The organism is Bradyrhizobium acaciae (genome assembly GCF_020889785.1).
Lineage (GTDB): Bacteria > Pseudomonadota > Alphaproteobacteria > Rhizobiales > Xanthobacteraceae > Bradyrhizobium > Bradyrhizobium acaciae.
In genome coordinates this window covers 1-20,968 of sequence record NZ_JACMYK010000124.1, presented here as the reverse complement: position 1 = coordinate 20,968, position 20,968 = coordinate 1, and the positions used below count along the sequence as shown (strand labels likewise).

The following is a 20,968-nucleotide window of genomic DNA, read 5'->3' as shown; positions in this document are numbered from 1 at the left end:
CGGCGATGTCGGCCACCACGGCCGAGGCCGTCGCGCCGCCGCCGGCGCCCGGCCCAACCAGCGTGATCGGCGGAATGCCCTCGCCGTCGATTGCGACAGCATTGGTGACACCCATCACCTGCGCGATCGACGACGATTTCGGCACCATGGTCGGGTGCACGCGCTGCTCAATGCCCTTTGCCGTGCGCACGGCAACGCCAAGCAGCTTGACGCGGTAGCCGAGTTCCGAAGCCGCCCTGAGGTCTTCCGGCGTGATCGAGGAGATGCCTTCGACATAAACAGCGCTTTCGGCGACCTTGGTTCCGAAGGCGAGGCTCGCCAGGATCGCCAGCTTCTGCGCGGTATCGTGACCATCGACGTCGAATGACGGGTTGGCTTCAGCGTAGCCGAGACGCTGGGCGTCTTTCAGGCATTCGTCAAACGACAGACCCTCCTGCTCCATCCGGGTCAGGATGTAATTGCAGGTGCCGTTGAGGATGCCGTAGACGCGGTTGACGCTGGTGCCGGCGAGGCCCTCGCGCAGGGTCTTGATGACCGGGATCGCCGCACCGACCGCCGCCTCGAAGTTCAGCGCACCGCCGTGCTTCTCGGCAGCCGCCGCGAGCCGCAGGCCATGCTTGGCGATCAGCGCCTTGTTGGCTGTCACAACCGACTTGCCGGCCTTCAGCGCGGTCTCGATCGCGGAGAGCGCCGGATCGCCGGCGCCGCCCATCAGTTCGACGAAGCAGTCGATGTTGGGATCTTCGGCCAGCGCCTCGGGGCTCTTCGCCCAGGCGATGCCGCGCAGGTCGAGGCCACGCTTCTTGGCTTTCGAGCGCGCCGTGACGGCGACGACGCGAACGCCGCGGCCGCTGCGCTCGGCGAGCGCCCGGCCTTGCGTCTCGATGAGGCGGACGACATCGGCACCGACGGTGCCGAGCCCCGCTATGCCCACGTTCAGGGGTGCGACCATGGATTTAAGGGACCTGGAGATTAAGCAAGCTGGAAGGATCAGCGTCGGTTGGCGAGAGTAACGACGTTGTGCAACGTTTCGATGCCGCTTTCAAGGAAGCGGCGCACGCCGCGCGCGGCCTGCCGGATGCGCTGCTCGTTCTCCACCATCGCGATGCGGACATAGCCTTCGCCATGTTCGCCGAACGCAACGCCGGGCGACACCACGACGCCGGATTTCTCCACCATCAGGGTCGCGAACTGCATGCTGCCGACCGCCTCGAACGCCTTGGGCAGCGGCGCCCAGGCAAACATCGAGGCCTGCGGCGGCGGAATGTCCCAGCCGGCGCGGCCAAATGACTCAACCAGCGCATCGCGGCGCTTGCGGTAGGTGTCGCGCATCTCGCGGATGCAGTCATCCGGGCCGTTCAGCGCGGCGGTCGCCGCCACCTGGACCGGCGTGAAGGCGCCGTAATCGAGATAGGATTTGACCCGCGCAAGTGCGGCGATGATGCGCTCATTGCCGACCGCAAAGCCCATGCGCCAGCCGGCCATCGAGAAGGTCTTCGACATCGAGGTGAACTCGACGGTGACGTCGATCGCACCGGGCACCTGCAGCACCGAGGGCGGCGGCTTGTCCTCGTCGAAATAGACCTCGGCATAGGCCAGATCGGACAGGATGAAGATGTCGTGCTTCTTCGCGAACACGACCAGATCCCTGTAGAAGTCGAGATCCGCGACATAGGCGGTCGGGTTCGACGGGTAACAGACGATCAGCGCGATCGGCTTCGGAATCGAATGGATGATCGCCCGCTCGACCGCCTCGAAGAACTGCGGCGTCGGCTCCGAAGGCACCGAGCGGATCACGCCGCCCGCCATCAGGAAGCCGAACGCATGGATCGGGTAACTCGGGTTCGGGCACAGCACGACGTCGCCGGGCGCGGTGATCGCCTGCGCGACGTTGGCAAAGCCCTCCTTCGAGCCGAGCGTCGCCACCACCTGGGTGTCGGGGTTCAGCTTGACGCCGAAGCGACGCGCATAATAGGCGGCCTGGGCCTTGCGCAGGCCGTTGATGCCGCGCGAGGCCGAGTAGCGGTCGGTCCGCGGCTTGCCCAGGGTCTCCTTGAGCTTCTCGATCACATGCGACGGGGTCGGCAGGTCCGGGTTGCCCATGCCCATGTCGATGATGTCGGCCCCGGCATTGCGCGCGGCCGCCTTGGCCTGGTTGACCTTTTCAAAGACGTAAGGCGGCAGACGGCGAATGCGGTAAAAATCTTCCATGGGACCCTTGCTCCGACAACCGCGACGCCAGAATCGCCCCCTTTGTAGATTTGCGGAAGCCGTCACGGCTTCTTACAGAAATCGCGCTGAATCAATGATTTAGAGCGAATTCAGGCGCACGATCTGGGGGCTGCGGCCGGATCTGCGGTTGAACCGGGTTTCTTTTAGCACGGACGCCGGGCGGCGCCAGCGCTGATCGGCCACCTGGCGCGGCTCACTTGCACAGTTCACTTGCCGGCCTGGGCCGACGCCTGGGTCTGGCGCTCGCGTGCGGCAACCAGCTCCTGCTCGATCTTGGCCTGATCCGCCGGCTTGATCGTCGGATCGGCGCGGTCAGGCGGAAGGTCGTGGACCGGGAGGTAGCCGCCGGCATCCTTTTGCCGCGCCGGCGCGTCGGCCGGCATGCCCATATCGGCAATCGTGCTCGAGCAACCGCTCAGCGCCAACAACGACGCGAGCAGCACTGCGGCCGCGGGCCCTCTGTTCATTCCATCGATCGGCATGCGCCGAATTGTCCCCAACAAGCTAGCGCGCAGGTCGCACGTTGCCGACACGGGTCGCACTGGTACGAGCCTTGCAGCGTCCCCGCTGCGTTAATCCTAGCTTTAATCGTTTCAAACGATTGTCGCTCGAAACGCTTAAGCCGTGAACAGCAAAAGCGACCCCTGAGGCTTCAATATGACGGAACAAAGATTTTTTGTCGCACCGCAACACAGCGAAACATCGGATTTTCACTGATTTTCGTTGCCGCACCGCGCGATGACGCCCCCCAAACGACGCGATATTGTCCTTCAAATGAGCAACGTCAGTACCGACACCCAAGCCGCCCCGAAATTCAACGCCGAAGCCTTCGCCATGAACATCGCCAGGGCGATGGAGAGCAGTGGCCAGGCGCTGGCCGCCTATCTCAAGCCGCGCCAGACCGGCGAAGTCCGCGACAAGCCGCCGAACGAGTTCGGTGAGGTCATCAAGACCTTCAGCGTGATCGCCGAATACTGGCTGTCCGACAAGGAGCGCGCCTCGTCGCTGCAGATGCAGCTCGGCAAGGATTACCTCGATCTCTGGGGCGCGGCGGTGCGCCGCATGGCCGGCGAAGCCGATGCCAAGCCCGCGATCGCGCCGGCCCCCCGCGACAAGCGCTTCCAGGATCCGGAGTGGAAATCGAATCAGTTCTTCGACTTCATCCTCCAGCTCTATCTGTTGACCGCGAAATGGGCGCAGCAACTGGTCCACGACGCCGACGGGATCGATCCGCATACCCGCAAGAAGGCCGAATTCTACGTCCAGCAGATCACCAACGCGCTGGCGCCGTCGAATTTCGTGCTGACCAACCCGGAAGTGCTGCGCGCGACCGTCGAGACCAACGGCGACAATCTGGTGCGCGGCATGAAGATGCTGGCCGAGGATATCGAAGCCGGCCACGGCACGCTGAAGATCCGCCAGTCCGATTCGAGCAATCTCGAGGTCGGCGTCAACATGGCGACGACGCCGGGCAAGGTGATCTACCAGAACGAGCTGATGCAGTTGATCCAGTATTCGCCTGCGACGGAGAGCGTGCTGCGCACGCCGCTGCTGATCGTGCCGCCCTGGATCAACAAGTTCTACATCCTCGATCTGCGTCCTGAGAAATCCTACGTCAATGGTGCGTCGATCAGGGCATCACGGTGTTCGTGATCTCCTGGGTCAATCCGGACAAGGAGCTCGGCAAGAAAACCTGGGCCGACTACATGACCGAAGGTCCGCTCACGGCGATGGACGTGATCGAGAAGGTCACCGGCGAGATGAAGGTGCACACCGCCGGCTATTGCGTCGGTGGCACTATGCTCGCCTCGACGCTGGCTTATCTCGCCGAGAAGCGCCGCCAGCGCGTGACGTCGGCCACGTTCTTTGCCGCGCAGGTCGACTTCACCCATGCCGGTGATCTGCTTGTCTTCGTCGACGAGGACCAGATCTCGGCGCTGGAACGCGACATGCAGGAATCCGGCGTGCTCGAAGGCAGCAAGATGGCGATGGCCTTCAACATGCTGCGCTCGAACGACCTGATCTGGTCGTATGTCGTGAACAATTATCTGAAGGGCCAGTCGCCCTCCTCGTTCGACCTGCTGCACTGGAATTCGGATGCGACCCGGATGCCGTCGTCGAACCACTCCTATTATCTGCGCAACTGCTATCTGGAGAACCGGCTGTCGACCGGCACCATGGTGCTCGACAACACGCTGCTCGATCTGTCGAAGGTGAAGGTGCCGGTCTACAATCTCGCCGCACGCGAGGATCACATCGCGCCGGCGGAATCGGTGCTCTACGGTTCGCAGTTCTTCGGCGGCCCGGTGAAATACGTGCTGTCCGGCTCCGGCCATATCGCCGGCGTGGTCAATCCGCCCGCCTCGAAGAAGTACCAGTACTGGACCAACGACAACATCAAGGACATCAAGCTCGCCGACTGGCTGAAGGGCGCCGAGGAGCACAAGGGATCGTGGTGGCCGGACTGGCGCGCCTGGCTGGAGAGCCATGATCCGGAGACGGTTCCTGCGCGCGCCGTGGGCGCCAACGGAACGCCGGTGCTCGAGGACGCACCGGGCAGCTATGTCCGCGTCCGCGCGTAGCGCGAGCTCTTCCGCTCAGTTATAAACAGACGATCCCGGCGGTCGGGAATCGCATTGACGTGAGGGGGAGACGATGACGCGCGAACTGTTCTGGCTGTCACTGACGGTGATCCTGACCGGCATCTTGTGGATCCCCTACACCATCAACCGCTGCCAGGTGCGCGGCCTGACCGGTGCGATGGGCAATCCCTCGCGCAATGACAAGCCGCAAGACGAATGGGCCAACCGGCTGATGTTCGCGCACGACAACGCGGTCGAGAACCTCGTGATCTTCGCGCCGCTGGTGCTGATCCTCAACGCGGCCGATTATTCCACCAAATGGACCGTGCTCGCCTGCGCCGTCTATTTCTGGGCCCGCGTCGCGCATCTGATCGTCTACGCGCTGGGCGTTCCGGTGTTCCGGACCCTGGCCTTCACGGTCGGCTTCATCGCGCAGGCGGTGCTGGCGCTCGCGATCTTCAAGATCGTCTGAGCAACAGATTGGCGCCGGTCGCTGCGCCGGCGCTACTGGCCGCCCTTGCGCACGACGATATGCAGCATCGTCGCGGGCGCCTCGTCAAAACTCTTGATCTCGCTGGTGTCGGACGAGACCTGCGTCCACGCCCCCGACGATGCGTAGGTCGCCGCCAGCCAATCCGCCGCGGGATAATTGTAGTAGCGGCCGATGCTGTCGCGGCCATCGCCATGGCCGATCTTGTAGCTCGCGTAGAACAGGCCACCGAGTTTCAACGCCCGATGGATCCGGCCGAGAATGCCGGCCAATTCGTCGCGCGGCACGTGCAGCAGGCACGCGCTGGCCCAGACGCCGTCATAGGCTTCCAGGTCGTCGAGCTCATCGAACAGCATCGCCTCGACCGGATGATTGATGCGGCGCGCCGCGACTTCAGCCATTTCAGGAGAACCGTCGGTCGCGCGCAGCACGAAACCTTCGGCAAGCATGACGGCGGCATGATTGCCGGCGCCGCAGCCGAGTTCGAGGATCGCCCCGCCCGGCGGCAACAGCTTGAGAAAGCCGATCAACCGGGTGGACGGTGCTTTCGCCCACCCGGCATAGGCCTCGGCATTGCGCCGGTAGAATTGCAGCGTGGCGTCGTCCACGGTGCGCCCCGCCGTCAGCTGTCGGCCAGACCGAGCATCAGCCGCATGTTCTGTACCGCGGCACCCGAGGCGCCCTTGCCCAGATTGTCGAGCCGCGCGACCAGCACGGCCTGGCGGTGCTTGTCGCTGGCAAAGACATAGAGCTCGAGCTGGTTGGTCTCGTTGAGTGCTTCCGGCTCGATCTTGCCGCTCGTGCTGGCCTCGTTCTGGAGCGGCATCGCCGAGACGTATTTGCTGCCGGCGTACCACTTCGCCAGCACGGCCTGCAGATCGGCTCCATCAGGCTTGCCCGGCAGCGCGTCGAGTTGCAGCGGCACCGAGACCAGCATGCCCTGCCGGTAGTTGCCGACCGACGGGATGAAGAGCGGCCGCCGCGTCAGATGCGAGTAGAGCTGCATCTCCGGCACGTGCTTGTGCTCGAAGCCGAGTCCGTAGAGATGGAACGCCGGCGCCGAGCCGTCTTCGAAGCTTGCGATCATCGACTTGCCGCCGCCCGAATAGCCGCTCACCGCATTGATGGTGACGGGATAGTCGGCCGGCAGCAGGCCACCGTCGACGAGCGGCCGCAGCAGCGCGATTGCGCCGGTCGGATAGCAGCCCGGATTGGAGACCTTTTTCGCGTTGCGGATCTTGTCAGCCTGGCCGGGGGCGAGCTCGGCAAAGCCATAGGCCCAGTCCGGCGCGACCCGATAGGCGGTCGAGGCGTCGAGCACCTTTGGCGCTGAGTTGCCCATGGTGTCGATCAGCGCGACGGTTTCCTTGGCGGCATCATCGGGCAGGCAGAGGATCACGAGATCCACCTCCTCCATCAGCGCGCGCTTGGCACCGGCGTCCTTCCGCTTGTCCTCGGCGATATGCTTCACCGCGACGTCGCCGATTGCATGCAGCCGTTCCTGGATGCCGAGCCCGGTGGTGCCTGAGCCGCCATCGACGAACACGGTGGCCTTGGTCGCACCGGTCTTGGTCTTAGGATTGGTATCGGTGAGGGTCATGGCACGTTCCTTTCGAGCTCATTCGTTTCGTTTGCTAGCACATTGGCCGCGCCTGCGCCGCCAATCCGGGGATGGGCAGCTATCCCTGGATCGAGCGCATCCTCGTCCACGTTGACAAGTCCCACTCAAGGAAACAGCGCGATCTGCTCCAGTCCGGTGGTTTCGGGCAAGCCGAACATCAGGTTCATGTTCTGGATCGCCTGTCCGGCCGAACCCTTCACAAGATTATCGAGCGTCGAGAGCACGATGGCGCGGTTCTTGATCCGGTCGGCGACGACGCCGATCTGAACGTAATTCGAACCACGCACGTTCTGCGTCTGTGGCAACACGCCCTTCTTCGTCACGTATACGAACGGCTCGTCGGCGTAGGCCTTTTCCAGCTCGGCGCGCAAATCGTCCGGCGTAGCCCCGTTCAGCTTGACATAGGATGTGCAGAACTCACCCCGCGCCATCGGAATGAGATGCGGGGTGAAGTTCACTGTCACGGCCGAGCCAGCGGCTGCGCCGATCTCCTGCTCGATCTCCGCCGAGTGTCGATGGCTTCCGACCGAATAGGGCGACAACCCTTCGCCGGCCTCGCTGAACAGCGTGTTCTGCTTCAGTCCCCGTCCGGCGCCGGTGACACCCGACTTGGCGTCGATGACGATGTCTTCGACGTCAATCAACCTTGCCTTGGCCAGCGGAACAAGCGCCAGCAGCACCGCCGTCGGATAGCAGCCGGGACAGGCCACCAGCCGCGCGGCCGTAACCTTCTCCCGGTAGAGCTCGGTCAGCCCATAGACAGCCTCGTCCTGCAATTCGAGCGCCCGGTGCTCATGGCCATACCATTGCGCGTAGCTGCCTTTGTTGCGCAGCCGGAAATCCGCGGACATATCGAGGATCTTGATTCCGGGATTGGCTTTCAGCACCGCAGCGATGATCTCTTGCGTCGTCCCGTGCGGCAGTCCGCAGAACACGGCATCGAGCCGCGTCCAGTCGACCTTTTCCCATTCCACGAGTTTTGGCAGGTCAAGCATGAAGAAGTGAGGAAACACCTCGCTCATCGTCTTGCCGGCATGGGTGTTGGCGGTAAGCGCGGTGATTTCGGCATTCGGGTGCCGCGCCAACAGGCGCACCGCGTCGGCGCCGGTGTAGCCGGACGCGCCCAGAATTCCGATTTTCTTCTTCGTCATTGCTCGCTCCTCGGAAGCGTCGTCATCTCGGTCCGTATCATCGCGAAAGCCTGCGGGCGCACCTCGCGCATCAAAGCCGCGATGTCCCGGGCACCGGAATCGGCCTGCAAAGCGAGCGCGTTGCCGACCGCCGCGAAATCGGCTTCGGATTTGTGCTGGTTCAGCTTGAAGCTGCCCTCCACCTCTTCCACCGTCATCTCAAGGCCCACGATCGCCTTCTTCATGGCATCGAGCCGCGGGGCTGTCATCTTGCCTGACGTCCACGGGGGCTTCGGCAGCAGCCGGTCCTCGAACTTGGCGCTCAGCGTGTCGATCTGAACCGCGAGTTCCTCATCCGACAGGGTCCGCACCGACCCGGTCAGATGCACGGCCTGATAGAGCCAGGTCGGCACCTGGTCGGGCGACACGTACCAGTCCGCCGACACATAGGCATCCGCGCCGTTGACGGCCAACAACCAGGGAGCCCCGCCCGCCAGCTTTACCAGCGGATTGTGACGGGCAACATGAAACAGCGCCCGCGGCGTGCCGTCGGCGGCGTAGGTCAAATAGAACGGCAGCACCGAGGCGATCGGCTTGCCGCCGTCCCACGCGCAGGCCATGCCGAAACCGCGCGCTTCCGCGAAGGCAAGGCTCGCGGCGCGGTCAGGCTTGAATACCGGTGGCGTATACATGGTCGAAACTCCTGCGTGACGAAGGAGCCGCCAGATCGAACCGCGTGTCTTTTTGAGGAGAGCGCCGCGGGATCAGGTCCGGCGGCAGAGGCGATGGTCTTAAACGCGAGCGACCGCCCATACCGCGATAATGCGGCGGCGGCGGGCAATGATGATGGTCGCGGCGTTGATCATGGGCGCGGCTATAGGGCCGCGCCCCCAAAGCGTCAAGAAGAATTGACGTCAAGAAAAACCGTTCAGATCGCCGGATTCCACGGTGCCGGCACCACGCGGTAGCCGACGCCGTCCTTCACCACGTTGCCGAGGCCCGGGAACGGATAATGGAAGCCCTGCACCTGGAGCCGCTCCGCGACCACCATGTCGTAGATGCGGCGGCGGGTCTTCTCCGCCACGTCGCCGTCCTGGTCGAAGAACGCATGCCAGCCGGGGTTGGTCGCGAACAGGTTCGGGTTGTTGGTGACGTCGGACTGGATGAAGACCTTGTCCGCCCCCGAGGCCAGCACGTAGGAGGTGTGGCCCGGCGTATGGCCGACGGTCTCGACCGAGGTCAGGCCCGGCGCGATCTCCTTGCCCCATTCATAGGGCGTCACCTTCTTCTTCAAGCCCGCCTCGAAGATGTTGCGGTTGTTCTTGAACAGGCCCGCCATGCGGCCGGCCGGTGCCCGGCTCATCTCGCCGTCATCCATCCAGAACTTCCATTCGGTGGCCGGCACCAGCACTTCGGCGTTCGGGAATGCCGGCGTGCCCTCGGCCGTCAGCAGGCCATTCACATGATCGCCGTGGAAATGCGAGATCACGACCATGTCGACATTCTTGGGGTCGAATCCGGCGGCAACGAAATTGTCGGCGAACAGGCCATTGGTGCCCTTGCTGCTGACCTTCGCCAGCGCACCGTTGCCGGTGTCGATCACCACGAGCTTGCCGCCGGTATTGAGCACGAGAGGCGCGAACCAGATCGTCATCATGTCGCGCGGCATGAACGCCTTCTCCAGCGCCGCATTGACGTCGTCGCGCTTCGCATTCGGAATGAATGAGTCCTCCAGCTTGAAGACATTCTTGCCGTCGGACACCGCGGTGACGAGGATGTCTCCGACCTTGTAGCGATAGAAGCTCGGCGCCTGCTTGTCGGCTACGGGCGCTGCGGCGACCGCGGGAACGGCTGATAACAATGGTGCGGTTGCGATGCCGGCAGCGCCAGCGAGAGCGTGACGTCGTGTCAATTCCATGTGTTGTCCTCCCAGTGAAGCGGCGCCCAATGAACTCGCGCTTGGTGCGCGGTTGTATCAGCGTTTCGATACTCGCGCGACGACTACAGCGCGAGCGGTTGTCCTCCCGGCCTACCCCCTGCGCGGTCGCGATATTCCTGACATCGTTACACCACCCGCCACATCCACTCGATGCCTTGGGCAATGACGTCGCCGAACAGCAGCAGCGCCGCGGACCAGACCAGCGCGGAGACGAAATTGGCGACCTGGAACTGCCAATACGACATCTCGAAAATGCCGGCCGCAAGCGGCACCGAGGCGCGCAGCGGACCGAAGAAGCGCCCGATGAAGATGCTCGGCACGCCCCATGTCTTCACGAAGGCTTCGCCGCGCGGCAGGATCTCAGGATAGCGCGACAGCGGCCACATCTGCGCGACCTGCTCCTTGTAACGATACCCGAACCAGTAAGAGAGCCAGTCGCCGAGCGCGGCGCCGATGCCGCCCGCAATCCAGATCGGCCAGAAGCTGATCCCGCTGACGCCGATCAGCGCGCCGATCGCAACCAGCGCGCCCCAGGCCGGCACCAGCAGCGAGATGAAGGCGAGCGATTCCGCGAACGCCAGCAGCAGGACGATCGGAGCGGCCCAGGCCTGGTGATGGCGCACGAATTCGGCCAGGGCCCGCGCAAGGTCTTCCATTTCGTCGTGTGCCTTCCGCTCCGTTGAACCTCGAATGAACCTTTCTACCGGCACGCAGCCTAAGAACAGGTAAGCCAGCCCATTGCGTGACATCAAGTCACAAAGCCGGGGATCAAACGTGATTTCCGACAGGCTCCGCGGTCCGGGCCGGCCGACATCTCCCTCATAAGAAAAAAGGATTCACTGGATGATCGGGTCACTCATGATGTGCGTGGGCGTTGTCGTCTTGCTGTTCGGAATGCTCGCGGGCATCGCCATGGGTATCCAGCACGACTTCACGTTGGGGCCGGCGCATGCGCATCTCAATCTCGTCGGCGGCGTGCTGCTGTTCCTGTTCGGCCTCTACTACCGGCTGGTGCCGGCGGCAGGCACGATGCTGCTCGCCAGGATCCAGGGCTGGCTGCATATCGTCGGCGGCATCCTGTTTCCGGCCGGCGTCGCCGCCGTGCTGTTGAGGGGGCCGGCGTTCGAGGCGGCCCCGATCGTCGGCTCGCTGATGGTGGTCGTCGCCATGGCCCTGTTCACGGTCGTTGTATTCCGCACCTCGCGGGCGTAATCGCGGGCACCTATCTACACAGGCGGCCGGCTCTTCAGGGGGCGGCCGCCCCCATTTTGCAGCCCATCCGTGGCATAGTCAGAGCAACCGATTCGCTGCGCCAAGACCGGCGCGCCACTTGAAGAACCATGGCCAAATCATTGAAGTCGAACGCCAAAAGTAAATCTGCCGACGACCTGTTCGGGGCTCCGGAGCCGAAGGGACGTGCACCGGCCAAGGCCGCCTCGCGGCCTGCAGCCGGCGCCGAAGCCGGCTATACGGCGGCCGATATCGAGGTGCTGGAAGGGCTGGAACCGGTCCGCCGGCGCCCCGGCATGTATATCGGCGGCACCGACGAGAAGGCGCTGCACCACCTGTTCGCCGAGGTGATCGACAACTGCATGGACGAGGCGCTGGCGGGTCACGCCACCTTCATCGACGTGGAGCTGACCACCGACGGCTTCCTGACCGTGACCGACAATGGCCGCGGCATTCCGGTCGACCCGCATCCGAAATTCCCCAAGAAGTCGGCGCTCGAAGTCATCATGTGCACGCTGCACTCGGGCGGCAAGTTCGACTCCAAGGTATACGAGACTTCGGGCGGTCTGCACGGCGTCGGCGTCTCCGTGGTCAACGCCCTCTCCTCGCGGCTCGAGGTCGAGGTCGCGCGCAGCGGGCAGTTGCATCGCATGACCTTCGAGCGCGGCCATCCCAAGGGCAAGCTCGAAGACCTCGGCAAGGTCAACAACCGCCGCGGCACGCGCATCCGCTTCAAGCCGGACACCGACATTTTCGGCGCCAAGGCGGCCTTCAAGCCGCAGCGTCTGTTCAAGATGACGCGCTCGAAGGCCTATCTGTTCGGCGGCGTCGAGATTCGCTGGCACTGCGATCAGGAACTGCTGAAGGGCGTCGAGGACGTTCCGGCGGAAGCCAAGTTTCACTTCCCCGGCGGCCTGAAGGACTATCTCGCCGCGGCGATCCATGCCGACACGCTGGTGCATCAGGATATCTTCTCCGGCAAGTCCGGCCGCAGCGGCGCGCATGGCGCCTGCGAATGGGCTGTCGCCTGGACCGCCGATGCCGACGGCTTCCTGTCGTCCTACACCAACACGGTGCCGACGCCCGACGGCGGCACGCATGAATCGGGCCTGCGCAGCGCGCTGCTGCGCGGCTTGAAGGACCACGCCGAGCGCGCCGGTCAGGGCAAGCGCGCGGCCTCGATCACCTCGGAAGACGTGATGGTGGGCGCGGCCGTGATGCTTTCGGTGTTCGTGCGCGAGCCTGAATTCCAGGGCCAAACGAAGGACCGTCTCGCCACTGCCGAAGCGCAGCGCATCGTCGAACAGGCGATGAAGGATCCGTTCGACCACTGGCTGTCAGGCAATCCGAACCAGGCCAACCGGCTGCTGGATTTCGTGATCGATCGCGCCGAGGACCGGCTGCGTCGCCGCCAGGAAAAGGAAACCGCGCGCAAGACCGCCGGCAAGAAGCTGCGCCTTCCCGGCAAGCTCGCCGATTGCTCCGACGCAGGCACTGAAGGCTCCGAACTCTTCATCGTCGAAGGTGACTCGGCCGGCGGCAGCGCCAAGCAGGCACGCGATCGCAAGACCCAGGCCGTGCTGCCGCTGCGCGGCAAGATCCTCAACGTCGCCTCCGCCGGCAAGGACAAGCTGACCGCCAACGCGCAGCTCTCCGATCTCGTGCAGGCGATCGGTTGCGGCACGCTCGCGCATTACCGCGAAGAGGATCTGCGCTATCAGCGCATCATCATCATGACCGACGCCGACGTCGACGGCGCGCACATCGCCTCGCTGCTGATCACCTTCTTCTATCGGCAGATGCCGCGGCTGATCGACGAGGGCCATCTCTATCTGGCGGTGCCGCCGCTCTACAAACTGAAGCACGGCACCAAGTCAATCTACGCGCGCGACGACGCGCACAAGGAAGAGCTGCTGAAGAGCGAGTTCAACGCCAACGCCAAGGTCGAGGTCAATCGCTTCAAAGGCCTCGGCGAGATGATGCCGGCGCAGCTGAAGGAAACCACGATGGATCCGGCCAAGCGCACGCTGCTGCGCGTGGTGCTGCTGGCCGATGATCGCGAGGGCACGGCCGACTCGGTCGAGCGGTTGATGGGTACCAAGGCGGAAGCCCGCTTTGCCTTCATCTCCGACAAGGCCGAATTCGCCAGCGACGACCTGCTCGACGTCTAGGATCAACCGACTGATTTGAAACGATTTTCCGGCCGCCCTCCTGATCGGGGGCGGCCGTTTTCGTTGGCCTCTTCGGAGCGCCCTGGCGCTTCGTTTTCGGGCGGTTGTGTCTCACCCGCAACAGCATTTCCGACGGAACCACGTATAGTCCTGACATGAGTTTCGGGAATCGGTGCCAACGCACCCCCGTCAGCGACCCGATCGAACGCTAGTCGAGGATTTGAATATGAAGAAGATTTTGCTCGCTCTGACCGCGGTTGCTGCGATGACGGGTTCCGCGTCGGCTGCCGATCTGGCCGCCCGCCCCTACACCAAGGCTCCCGCCCCGATCGCGGTGGCGCCGAGCTGGACCGGCTTCTACATCTTCGGCGGTGGCGGCGGCGGCGTCTGGGACGCTGACACCGGCGTCCAGTCAACCGCCACGGGTGCGCCGATCCTTGGCTTCAACCAGCGCCAGGGCGGTGATGGCTGGTACGGCACCGTCGGTGCCGGTTATGACTGGCAGACCGCCAACAGCTGGGTCCTCGGCGTGTTCGCCGACGGTCAGTTCGGCAGCCTGAAGGGCACCATCCAGGATCAGGGCCTCGGCGTCGCCGGTACCATCAAGAACGACTACAACTGGGCCGTCGGTGCGCGCCTCGGCTATCTGATCGCGCCGAACGTTCTGTCCTACGTCAACGCCGGTTACTCCAGCTCGCACTGGAAGGGCACCACCCTGTTCAACACCGCGACCGCTCTTCCGGTCGGCGGGCACACCAACGGCTTCGATCGCAGCGGCTGGTTCGTCGGCGGCGGCGTCGAGAACAACCTGAACATCTTCGGCATCACCGCGCCGGGCTGGTTCATGAAGACCGAGTATCGCGCCGCTTACTACGACAGCAAGAACATCTCCGAGCTGGCTGACGTCACCAACATCTCGAACGGCCGCGACATCACCTTCAAGCCGCTCGTCCAGACCATCAGCACCTCGCTGGTCTACCGCTTCAACTGGACCGGCCCGGTTGTTGCGAAGTACTGATCTCTTCTGAGCTAGAAGACCAAAAGCCCCGGCATCGTCCGGGGCTTTTTTGTTGCCCTGATGGCTTCGGAACTATCCCGCCCACCGCAGAGCCGGCCGGCTGCGCCTGATCTGGCCAGCACGGGTACGATCGGGCACTCTCGCGGCCAGATTCAAACCACAGCGGACAACAACAATGAAAAACGGACAGTTTGATCTCTCGGGCCGGGTCGCGATCGTCACCGGCGGCAATGGCGGCATCGGGCTTGGCATGGCACGCGGGCTGGCGGATGCCGGTGCGGCGGTGGCTGTGGTCGGCCGCAACGAGGCGAAATCGAAAGCCGCCGTCGAGGATCTCGGCAAGCGCGGCGTCAAGGCGATCGCGGTGGCAACCGACGTGACCGATAAGGCCGCGGTCGCGGCGATGGTCGAGCGGGTCGCCGGCGAGCTCGGCCGGATCGACATTCTCGTCAACAACGCCGGCATGAGCATCCGCAAGCCCCCGCACGAGCTCGAGCTCGACGAGTGGAGCAAGGTGATCGACACCAACCTCACCAGCGCGTTCCTGTGCTCGAAGGCGGCCTATCCGGCGCTCAAGGCATCGGGCCACGGCAAGATCATCAATATCGGCTCGATGATGTCGATCTTCGGCGCGAGCTTCGCTGCGGCCTATGCCGCGAGCAAGGGCGGCATCGTCCAGTACACCCGCGCCTGCGCCAACGCCTGGGCTCCGGACAACATCCAGGTCAACGCCATCCTTCCCGGCTGGATCGACACCGATCTGACCAAGGGCGCTCGCCAGCAGGTTTCCGGGCTGCATGAGCGCGTGCTCGCGCGCACGCCGGCCGCACGCTGGGGTGCCATCGACGACTTCGCAGGCATCGCCGTATTCCTGGCGTCGCCGGCGTCGGACTTCGTCACCGGCACCGCGATTCCCGTCGACGGCGGCTTTTCGGTCATGGCCTGAGCTTCACGAGCCCTGAAACACAGGAGCCCCGGCGCGTGCGCCGGGGCTCCTGCATCCTGTTCGCCTCGGTGTAAACTCAGTAGCGCGCGATCACCGGCGCGTCGAACTTGTAGTTCATGCGCACCACCGCCCATTGAATGTCGCGCGGCTTGGCGTCGAACGTGTAGGTCCCGGCCGAAGTGCCGGCGAGCTGATAGGTCTCACGCTCGAAGGCCGCGTAGTTGTATTCGACGCCGATGGTCCAGTTGCGGGTGATGCCGTATTCCCAGCCGGCACCGACCGTCCAGCCGCTGGCCCAGTGGGTCTGGCTGCCGGAGCCGGTTGCCGGCGGAACGTTGTCGACAACGGACAGACGGTTGTTCACGCCGGCATAACCGCCCTTGAAGTAAAGCAGGTTGTTCTGAATAGCGTAGCCGGCACGACCGACGATCGTCGCCATCGCATTCGCGCGCCAGCTGAACTGATCATCGTGGCTAAGGCCGAACACCGTGTTGGTGACGCGGCCGGAATTGTCGAGCCCGGAAATCGTGCCCTCGATGCCGAATACGAAATCGTTGGCCTGCCAGTTGTAGCCGATCTGGCCACCGCCCATGAAACCCGAGCCGCGCTGACGAAAGCCCTGGCCGGGAGCGAGATCGCCGAACGCCGTCGTGTTCGCGCTGTTGACCCACTGCTCGTTGGTCCAGGCGCCACCGAGATGGCCACCAACGTAGAAGCCTGCCCAGTTGTAGATCGCTTCCACATAGGCCGGCGCCTTGGTGTACGGACGTGCCGCGAGATCGGCGGCCGACGCAGCGCTGACGCCAAGCGCCGTGGTCACGGTCAGCGCGGCAATGAATCTCGCATGAAACACGGTGGCACCCCCAGGTTGTCTGATGGGGATGAGCTTTCCCAGAGAGACCCTTACCAAAAGGAAATCTCGGGAACCGGCAACGCAGAATCCGTGTCCGCCGGTTTCGAATCATGTCTCTCTGTTGCAATCGCGCAACTTCTAGCGACCAGTTTAAGAGGCTGTTATCCCTAATAAATTCCGTCTCGCGCGTTCGACGCGCGTCAGCTCGCAGCCGGCGAATGCACGTGCTCCGGCCGCACCCCGACGGCGACAAGACGTGCCGTGAGGCCCTGCAGCCAGGGCATTGCCGTGATCAACCGCAGCGCGAACGGCATCGGCTGATCGCCTGCCTTCAGCGCGGCACTGATGATGTTGTTCTGCGCGATCACCTGCATGCGCTGGGTCAGGCGCACCGGAAATTCGCGGCGGCGCCTCACCGCGTCGAGTTCATCCTCCGACGGGCAGCCTTGTGCGAGCTTCGTCGCCAGGATGTTTGCGGTCGCGACCGCGTCCTGCACTGCGAGGTTGACGCCGACGCCGCCGATCGGCGACATCGCGTGCGCGGCATCGCCGATACAGAGCAGGCCGGGCCGGGTCCAGCGCGTCAGGCGATTGATCGCGACCGTGAGCAGCTTCACGTCGTCAAAACTCTTCACGTCGCCGATGCCGGGCTTGAGGATCGGCGCGAGGCGCAGCACATCGTCGAGCAATGCCGGCAATCCCCTCACCTTCACCGCCTCGTATTGTCCCTTGGCGATCACATAGGCGCATTGCCAATAGTCGCCGCGATCGAACGTCACCATCATCTTGCCGTTGTCGACGCGGGCGAACAAATTCTCGGTCTCGTCCGGACGCCGCCCGACACGAAACCACAACACATCCATCGGCGCGCCGATCTCCTCGACCGCGAGGCCGGCACGCTCGCGCACCATGGAATGGCGGCCATCGCAGCCGATGGTGAGATCCGCCTCGATGTCGATAGGGCCGTCAGGCGTGTTCGCGCGCACGCCCGCAATCGCGTCGCCACGCCGGATCAGGTCGGTCGCCTCCGCGCTCATCAGCACCTTCAGCGCGCTGAAACGCTTGCCGCTCTCGCGCAGGAAATTGAGGAAGTCCCACTGCGGCATCATCGCGATGAAGGGATATTTGACGCTGAGGCGGCTCAGGTCGGCGACCCGCACCGAGGTGCGGCCGAATATGCCGTCGAGCGCCTGGATGTCCTGGTGCGGCAGCTTCAGGAAACCGTCGATCAGGCCGAGCTCGTCCATCACCTGCAGGGTCGAGGGATGCACGGTGTCGCCGCGGAAATCGCGGAAGAAGTCGGCGTGCTTCTCCAGCACCACGACATCGACCCCGGCGCGTCCGAGCAGGTAACCGAGCATCATGCCGGCCGGTCCGCCGCCGACCACGCAGCAGCGCACCTTCATCTGACGCGTCTTAGGTCCCGCCGGATTGCCTGCATCCATGATGCCGTCCTTGCCGCTGTCTCGCCTCTCAGGCTCCGACTGTAACGCGGTTCGGACGACAAGGATGCAATGCCATCGCCTGCAAAACTATCGCCGGAACGTCTTGATTTCCGACACGCTGCCGTCGCGATAGGTCAGCTCCACCGAGACCGATTTGGTCTGCGGTGCGAGCTTCAGATAGGGCTGCGCGTCGGACGGGATCGCGCTCGGATCGCGCGAATTGCAGACCGGCATCTTCAGGACCTTGTCCGGCACGGCGCTATCTATGCCGATCCGCACCTCGCGGATCGCGCAGCGATACGACATCAGATGCGTATAGTAGACCAAGAGCCCGTTGAACTCGCGGAACGCCAGCCAGCTGGTCGCGGTCATGTCGAGAATCTTGCGCTGGTCGCGGATTAGGGCGGCGTCGGGATCGAACTTGATCGGGAACGGCCCCTGCATCTCGCCCTGTGTATCGACATAGCGAATCTCGATGGTGGCCGCCGGCGCGTCGGCGGGCAGCTCGATCGACGGATTGGGCATCCGCTTGCGCGTGCGCGGATCGAGCGTGTCCATGAAGCCGGTTTCGCGGAAATCACCGCTGTCGCCGATCCGCCAGGAAATGCCGAGCGTCGGATCGGCGATCGAGAACACGACGGTCCAGCCGCCATTGTGCCGCGAGAAGCTCGCGATCGGCGCGTTGATGGAGTCCTCCTTCGGCAGCTTCGGCACCGATACCGGCGGCAGCGCGGCCACCTGCTGCGGTGGAGCGGACGCCTTGGCAACCTCGCCCTGCGCCTTCGCCTGCTCCTTGGCGATCCCGTTCAGGAAGACGTCGTCGACCATCTGGTCGAAATAGACCGGGATCTGCTTGTGCTTCACGGTCTCGGCCATCTCGCTGACCAGACGCCGCGTGCGCTGCGCGACCTGCACGAGGTTTTCGCCGGGCTGCAGCAACTCCCTGGCGAAGGTTCGCGTGAATACCGAATTGGGATTGGCATCGTCGTTCGAGAGACGGTCGAGCGCGGTCTGGCGCGGCCCCGCCGAGAACACCGAGAACACGCCTTCGGGCAGTTGCGTCATCGGCGCCAGGCCGCCGCCGCCGGCGACGGCGCGCGTACCGGCCCGCTCGAACGGATTGTTGCGGCAGGCGTCGAACACCAGGATCGAGGTGCGCGCCTTCTTGTTCTGCAACCGCTCGATGATGCGGTCGGCGAGAACAGAGGCGTCGCGCACCAGTTCCTCCTGCCCCTCGGTCGCGGCCGGCACGTCGGTCGGCAGCAGGAAATTCTGGCCGGCGATCTCGAAGCCGTGGCCGGCATAGAAGAAGAACGCGGTATCGCCGGGTTCCACGGCGCGGTCGAACGCGAGCAGCGTCTCGGAGAACGCCTGCCGATTCAAATTCTCGGCCACCATCACGTTGAAGCCGAGCTGCTTCAGCGTGTCGCCCATGGTGCGGGCGTCGTTGACCGCCTTCTGCAGCTTGGGCACGTTCCTGTAGTCATTGTTGCCGATCACCAGCGCGACGCGCTTTTCGGCCTGGGCGGGCGCGGCCAATGCGCCAAATGCAATGGCCAAAAAGATCGCCGAAAGTCTCGAAAACCAGCTCATCATCCCGTTTCTCGCCTGCACGAGCAGTGCGCCGCCCAAGCGACGGCCGCCTAATAGTCGGATCAGCCGTTTGGCCGGTTCAAGGCCGACCACACCGGGTCACCGTCCCGACCGCCGCGACGGGGCCACCATGGGCCGCCCCGTCCGTCTCAGGTCAAGTTTCTTTTTACGGCCGGCATGATAGATTCGGGCCTTCACTCCGGCGCGAGCTCTCCACGGGTCCCAAGGGCTTTTCCGTGCACACATGGTCCACCGATCAAGTCGATCCCCGGGATCGCTTCGACTATTGGCGCGAGGTCCGCGCCAAGGGGCTGTTCGGCGTCACCGCGGAGCTCGAGCCCGACCGGCGCCAGGACTTCTTCGGTGAGTTTACGCTGCGCCAGCTTGGCGATGCCGGGCTGGTCGAGCTGCGTGCCTCGCCCTACCGGGTCGAGCGGCGCACCGGCGATATCGCCGATGCGGCGAGCAACAGCCTTTGCATCTACCAGCAGCTCGGCGGCGGCGGCTGGTTCGGCGGCGCGCTGCTCGACGAGTTTGCGGTTCGCGACGGCATGTTCGCGACCAGCTATTCGGACCTGCCTTATCGCACCGTCCCGCTGCATGACGACGGCTTCCAGCTGCGCATCATCAAGATTCCGGTAGCGAACGTCGTGCCGCCGGGCGCCGAGCTCGGCGAGCTCGTCCCCAAGCCGGTGCAGGATGAGACCGCGCTACGGATGCTGCTGGAATCCTGCTTCCGCGACCTGATCGAAGGCAAGGACGCCGCGGCGGCGGATACGGCTCCGATAGTGCAGGCGCTTGCCCATATCGCGCTGATCGAGCGCGGTCACATGCGGCCGAAGAGCAGGCTCGCGCAGCAGGCCCTGCGCAGCGGCCATCTGTCGCTGGCCCGCCGCCTGATCCGGCGGCATCTCTCGAGTGCGGCGCTGACGCCAACCCTGATCGCCGGCCTGCTCGGCATCTCGGTCCGTCACCTGCACATCCTGTTCGAGGAAACCGGGAACAGCTTCTCGGAGACCGTCACCATGCTCCGGCTCGCGCAAAGCCGCCACCTGCTCCGCGAGCAGCCCAGGCAGACCATCGCCGAGGTCGCCTATGCCTGCGGCTTCGAGAGCCTCGCGACGTTCTACCGCCTCTTCAATGCGTCCGAATCGATGACGCCGGGCGATTACCGGGCGCGACGGGCTTGAGCGTCGATCCGGGGACCGGCCGGTGCCCTTCGCCCACGACCCTGCATCTCCTTGAACTCCGATCCGCCGCTCCCTGAAGCGAAGTGATCAGCCTGCGCGCATTGAGAAGATAATTTCCGGCGACTTCGCCAGAACCACGCTGGCGCTTCGCCCGGGCTCGACAAAGCCAATCCCGTTACCGGCGACGCGCGCTCTCATGCAGAGCGAGGGGTCACGCACGATGCGCGGTAAGCAGAAGGATCAAGGCGCGGAAACGCTATCCACGCGCCCCGCGCGCGTTCCCGGCCTCGATGCCGTGGACCTGCAGATGGGTCAAATTCAAGCCCAGGAGCTTGCACGTCGCGGTTCTCCAACGACAAGCAATCGCGGCTGGGCGCCGTTGCTCGAAGCCTGCCTTGCCGACTTCAAGGAAGCCACGGAGACCGGTGATACCGCGCGCATTCCTGCGCTGGTCAAGATCGTGGCCGACCTTGCGCTGATCGAGCGCGGCGCGATCCGGCCGGGCAGTCGCCGCGCCCAGCAGGCGCT

Annotated in this window: 18 protein-coding genes and 2 pseudogenes; 8 read left to right on the top strand and 12 right to left on the bottom strand. The window is 64.4% G+C overall.

Annotated features, from left to right (window positions below; genetic code table 11):
- The 3 genes from H8A92_RS31730 to H8A92_RS31720 form a co-directional block, all read right to left on the bottom strand.
- The coding region (locus H8A92_RS31730) for a homoserine dehydrogenase (RefSeq protein ID WP_229199367.1) at window positions 1-952 on the bottom strand (952 nt) is incomplete at its 3' end.
- 38 nt (window positions 953-990) lie between these two features.
- Complete coding sequence (locus H8A92_RS31725) at window positions 991-2,211, bottom strand: LL-diaminopimelate aminotransferase (protein ID WP_229199366.1); 1,221 nt, start codon at window positions 2,209-2,211, stop codon at window positions 991-993.
- Window positions 2,212-2,438: 227 nt separating this feature from the next.
- Window positions 2,439-2,714, bottom strand: a complete 276-nt coding sequence (locus H8A92_RS31720) for a hypothetical protein (RefSeq protein WP_229199365.1) — start codon at window positions 2,712-2,714, stop codon at window positions 2,439-2,441.
- A 292-nt stretch (window positions 2,715-3,006) separates the two neighbouring features.
- Between H8A92_RS31720 and H8A92_RS31715 the strand changes: the two are divergent.
- Together H8A92_RS31715 and H8A92_RS31710 are read left to right on the top strand one after the other, a co-directional pair.
- Window positions 3,007-4,814: pseudogene (locus H8A92_RS31715) on the top strand (PHA/PHB synthase family protein).
- Window positions 4,815-4,887: 73 nt separating this feature from the next.
- Window positions 4,888-5,286: an MAPEG family protein gene (locus tag H8A92_RS31710; protein WP_229199364.1), complete on the top strand. Its 399-nt coding sequence runs from the start codon at window positions 4,888-4,890 to the stop codon at window positions 5,284-5,286.
- 32 nt (window positions 5,287-5,318) lie between these two features.
- On the opposite strand, the gene H8A92_RS31705 is transcribed toward H8A92_RS31710, so the two are convergent.
- From H8A92_RS31705 to H8A92_RS31680, 6 genes are all read right to left on the bottom strand, one after another.
- The gene (locus H8A92_RS31705) at window positions 5,319-5,912 is read right to left on the bottom strand and encodes a class I SAM-dependent methyltransferase (protein ID WP_229199363.1); all 594 of its coding nucleotides are present in this window, start codon (window positions 5,910-5,912) and stop codon (window positions 5,319-5,321) included.
- Window positions 5,913-5,926: 14 nt separating this feature from the next.
- Window positions 5,927-6,904, bottom strand: coding sequence for an N-acetyl-gamma-glutamyl-phosphate reductase (gene argC / locus H8A92_RS31700; protein ID WP_229199362.1), 978 nt, complete (start codon window positions 6,902-6,904; stop codon window positions 5,927-5,929).
- 125 nt (window positions 6,905-7,029) lie between these two features.
- Window positions 7,030-8,076 carry an N-acetyl-gamma-glutamyl-phosphate reductase gene (gene argC / locus H8A92_RS31695; RefSeq protein ID WP_229199361.1) on the bottom strand — a complete coding sequence of 349 codons (1,047 nt, stop codon included), beginning with the start codon at window positions 8,074-8,076 and terminating at the stop codon, window positions 7,030-7,032.
- On the bottom strand, window positions 8,073-8,747 hold the full coding sequence (locus tag H8A92_RS31690) for an FMN-binding negative transcriptional regulator (protein WP_229199360.1): 675 nt from the start codon (window positions 8,745-8,747) through the stop codon (window positions 8,073-8,075). Before H8A92_RS31690 ends, argC (H8A92_RS31695) begins: the two co-directional genes overlap by 4 nt.
- Before the next feature lie 236 nt (window positions 8,748-8,983).
- Window positions 8,984-9,973 carry an MBL fold metallo-hydrolase gene (locus H8A92_RS31685; protein ID WP_229199359.1) on the bottom strand — a complete coding sequence of 330 codons (990 nt, stop codon included), beginning with the start codon at window positions 9,971-9,973 and terminating at the stop codon, window positions 8,984-8,986.
- Window positions 9,974-10,119: 146 nt separating this feature from the next.
- Entirely contained in the window at window positions 10,120-10,650 is a 531-nt protein-coding gene (locus H8A92_RS31680; RefSeq protein WP_229199358.1) for a DedA family protein, read from the bottom strand.
- 187 nt (window positions 10,651-10,837) lie between these two features.
- On the opposite strand from H8A92_RS31680, the gene H8A92_RS31675 reads away from it, so the two are divergent.
- The 4 genes from H8A92_RS31675 to H8A92_RS31660 all read left to right on the top strand — a co-directional run bounded on the left by H8A92_RS31675 (window position 10,838) and on the right by H8A92_RS31660 (window position 15,359).
- Window positions 10,838-11,206 carry a hypothetical protein gene (locus tag H8A92_RS31675; RefSeq protein WP_229199357.1) on the top strand — a complete coding sequence of 123 codons (369 nt, stop codon included), beginning with the start codon at window positions 10,838-10,840 and terminating at the stop codon, window positions 11,204-11,206.
- Between the two features lie 128 nt (window positions 11,207-11,334).
- Complete coding sequence (gene parE, locus H8A92_RS31670) at window positions 11,335-13,395, top strand: DNA topoisomerase IV subunit B (protein WP_229199356.1); 2,061 nt, start codon at window positions 11,335-11,337, stop codon at window positions 13,393-13,395.
- A gap of 226 nt (window positions 13,396-13,621) precedes the next feature.
- A complete protein-coding gene (locus H8A92_RS31665) occupies window positions 13,622-14,413 on the top strand; it encodes an outer membrane protein (protein WP_229199355.1) in 792 nt (263 codons plus the stop codon).
- 175 nt (window positions 14,414-14,588) lie between these two features.
- The gene (locus H8A92_RS31660) at window positions 14,589-15,359 is read left to right on the top strand and encodes an SDR family NAD(P)-dependent oxidoreductase (protein ID WP_229199354.1); all 771 of its coding nucleotides are present in this window, start codon (window positions 14,589-14,591) and stop codon (window positions 15,357-15,359) included.
- Window positions 15,360-15,435: 76 nt separating this feature from the next.
- Here the strand turns inward: H8A92_RS31660 and H8A92_RS31655 are convergent, their stop codons facing one another.
- From H8A92_RS31655 to H8A92_RS31645, 3 genes are all read right to left on the bottom strand, one after another.
- Entirely contained in the window at window positions 15,436-16,212 is a 777-nt protein-coding gene (locus tag H8A92_RS31655) for an outer membrane protein (protein ID WP_229199353.1), read from the bottom strand.
- 200 nt (window positions 16,213-16,412) lie between these two features.
- Entirely contained in the window at window positions 16,413-17,657 is a 1,245-nt protein-coding gene (locus H8A92_RS31650; protein ID WP_229199352.1) for an FAD-dependent oxidoreductase, read from the bottom strand.
- 87 nt (window positions 17,658-17,744) lie between these two features.
- Window positions 17,745-19,250, bottom strand: coding sequence for a caspase family protein (locus H8A92_RS31645; RefSeq protein WP_229199351.1), 1,506 nt, complete (start codon window positions 19,248-19,250; stop codon window positions 17,745-17,747).
- A gap of 236 nt (window positions 19,251-19,486) precedes the next feature.
- On the opposite strand from H8A92_RS31645, the gene H8A92_RS31640 reads away from it, so the two are divergent.
- On the top strand, window positions 19,487-20,440 hold the full coding sequence (locus H8A92_RS31640; RefSeq protein WP_229199350.1) for a helix-turn-helix domain-containing protein: 954 nt from the start codon (window positions 19,487-19,489) through the stop codon (window positions 20,438-20,440).
- Between the two features lie 196 nt (window positions 20,441-20,636).
- Window positions 20,637-20,968: pseudogene (locus H8A92_RS31635) on the top strand (hypothetical protein); the annotation flags it as partial.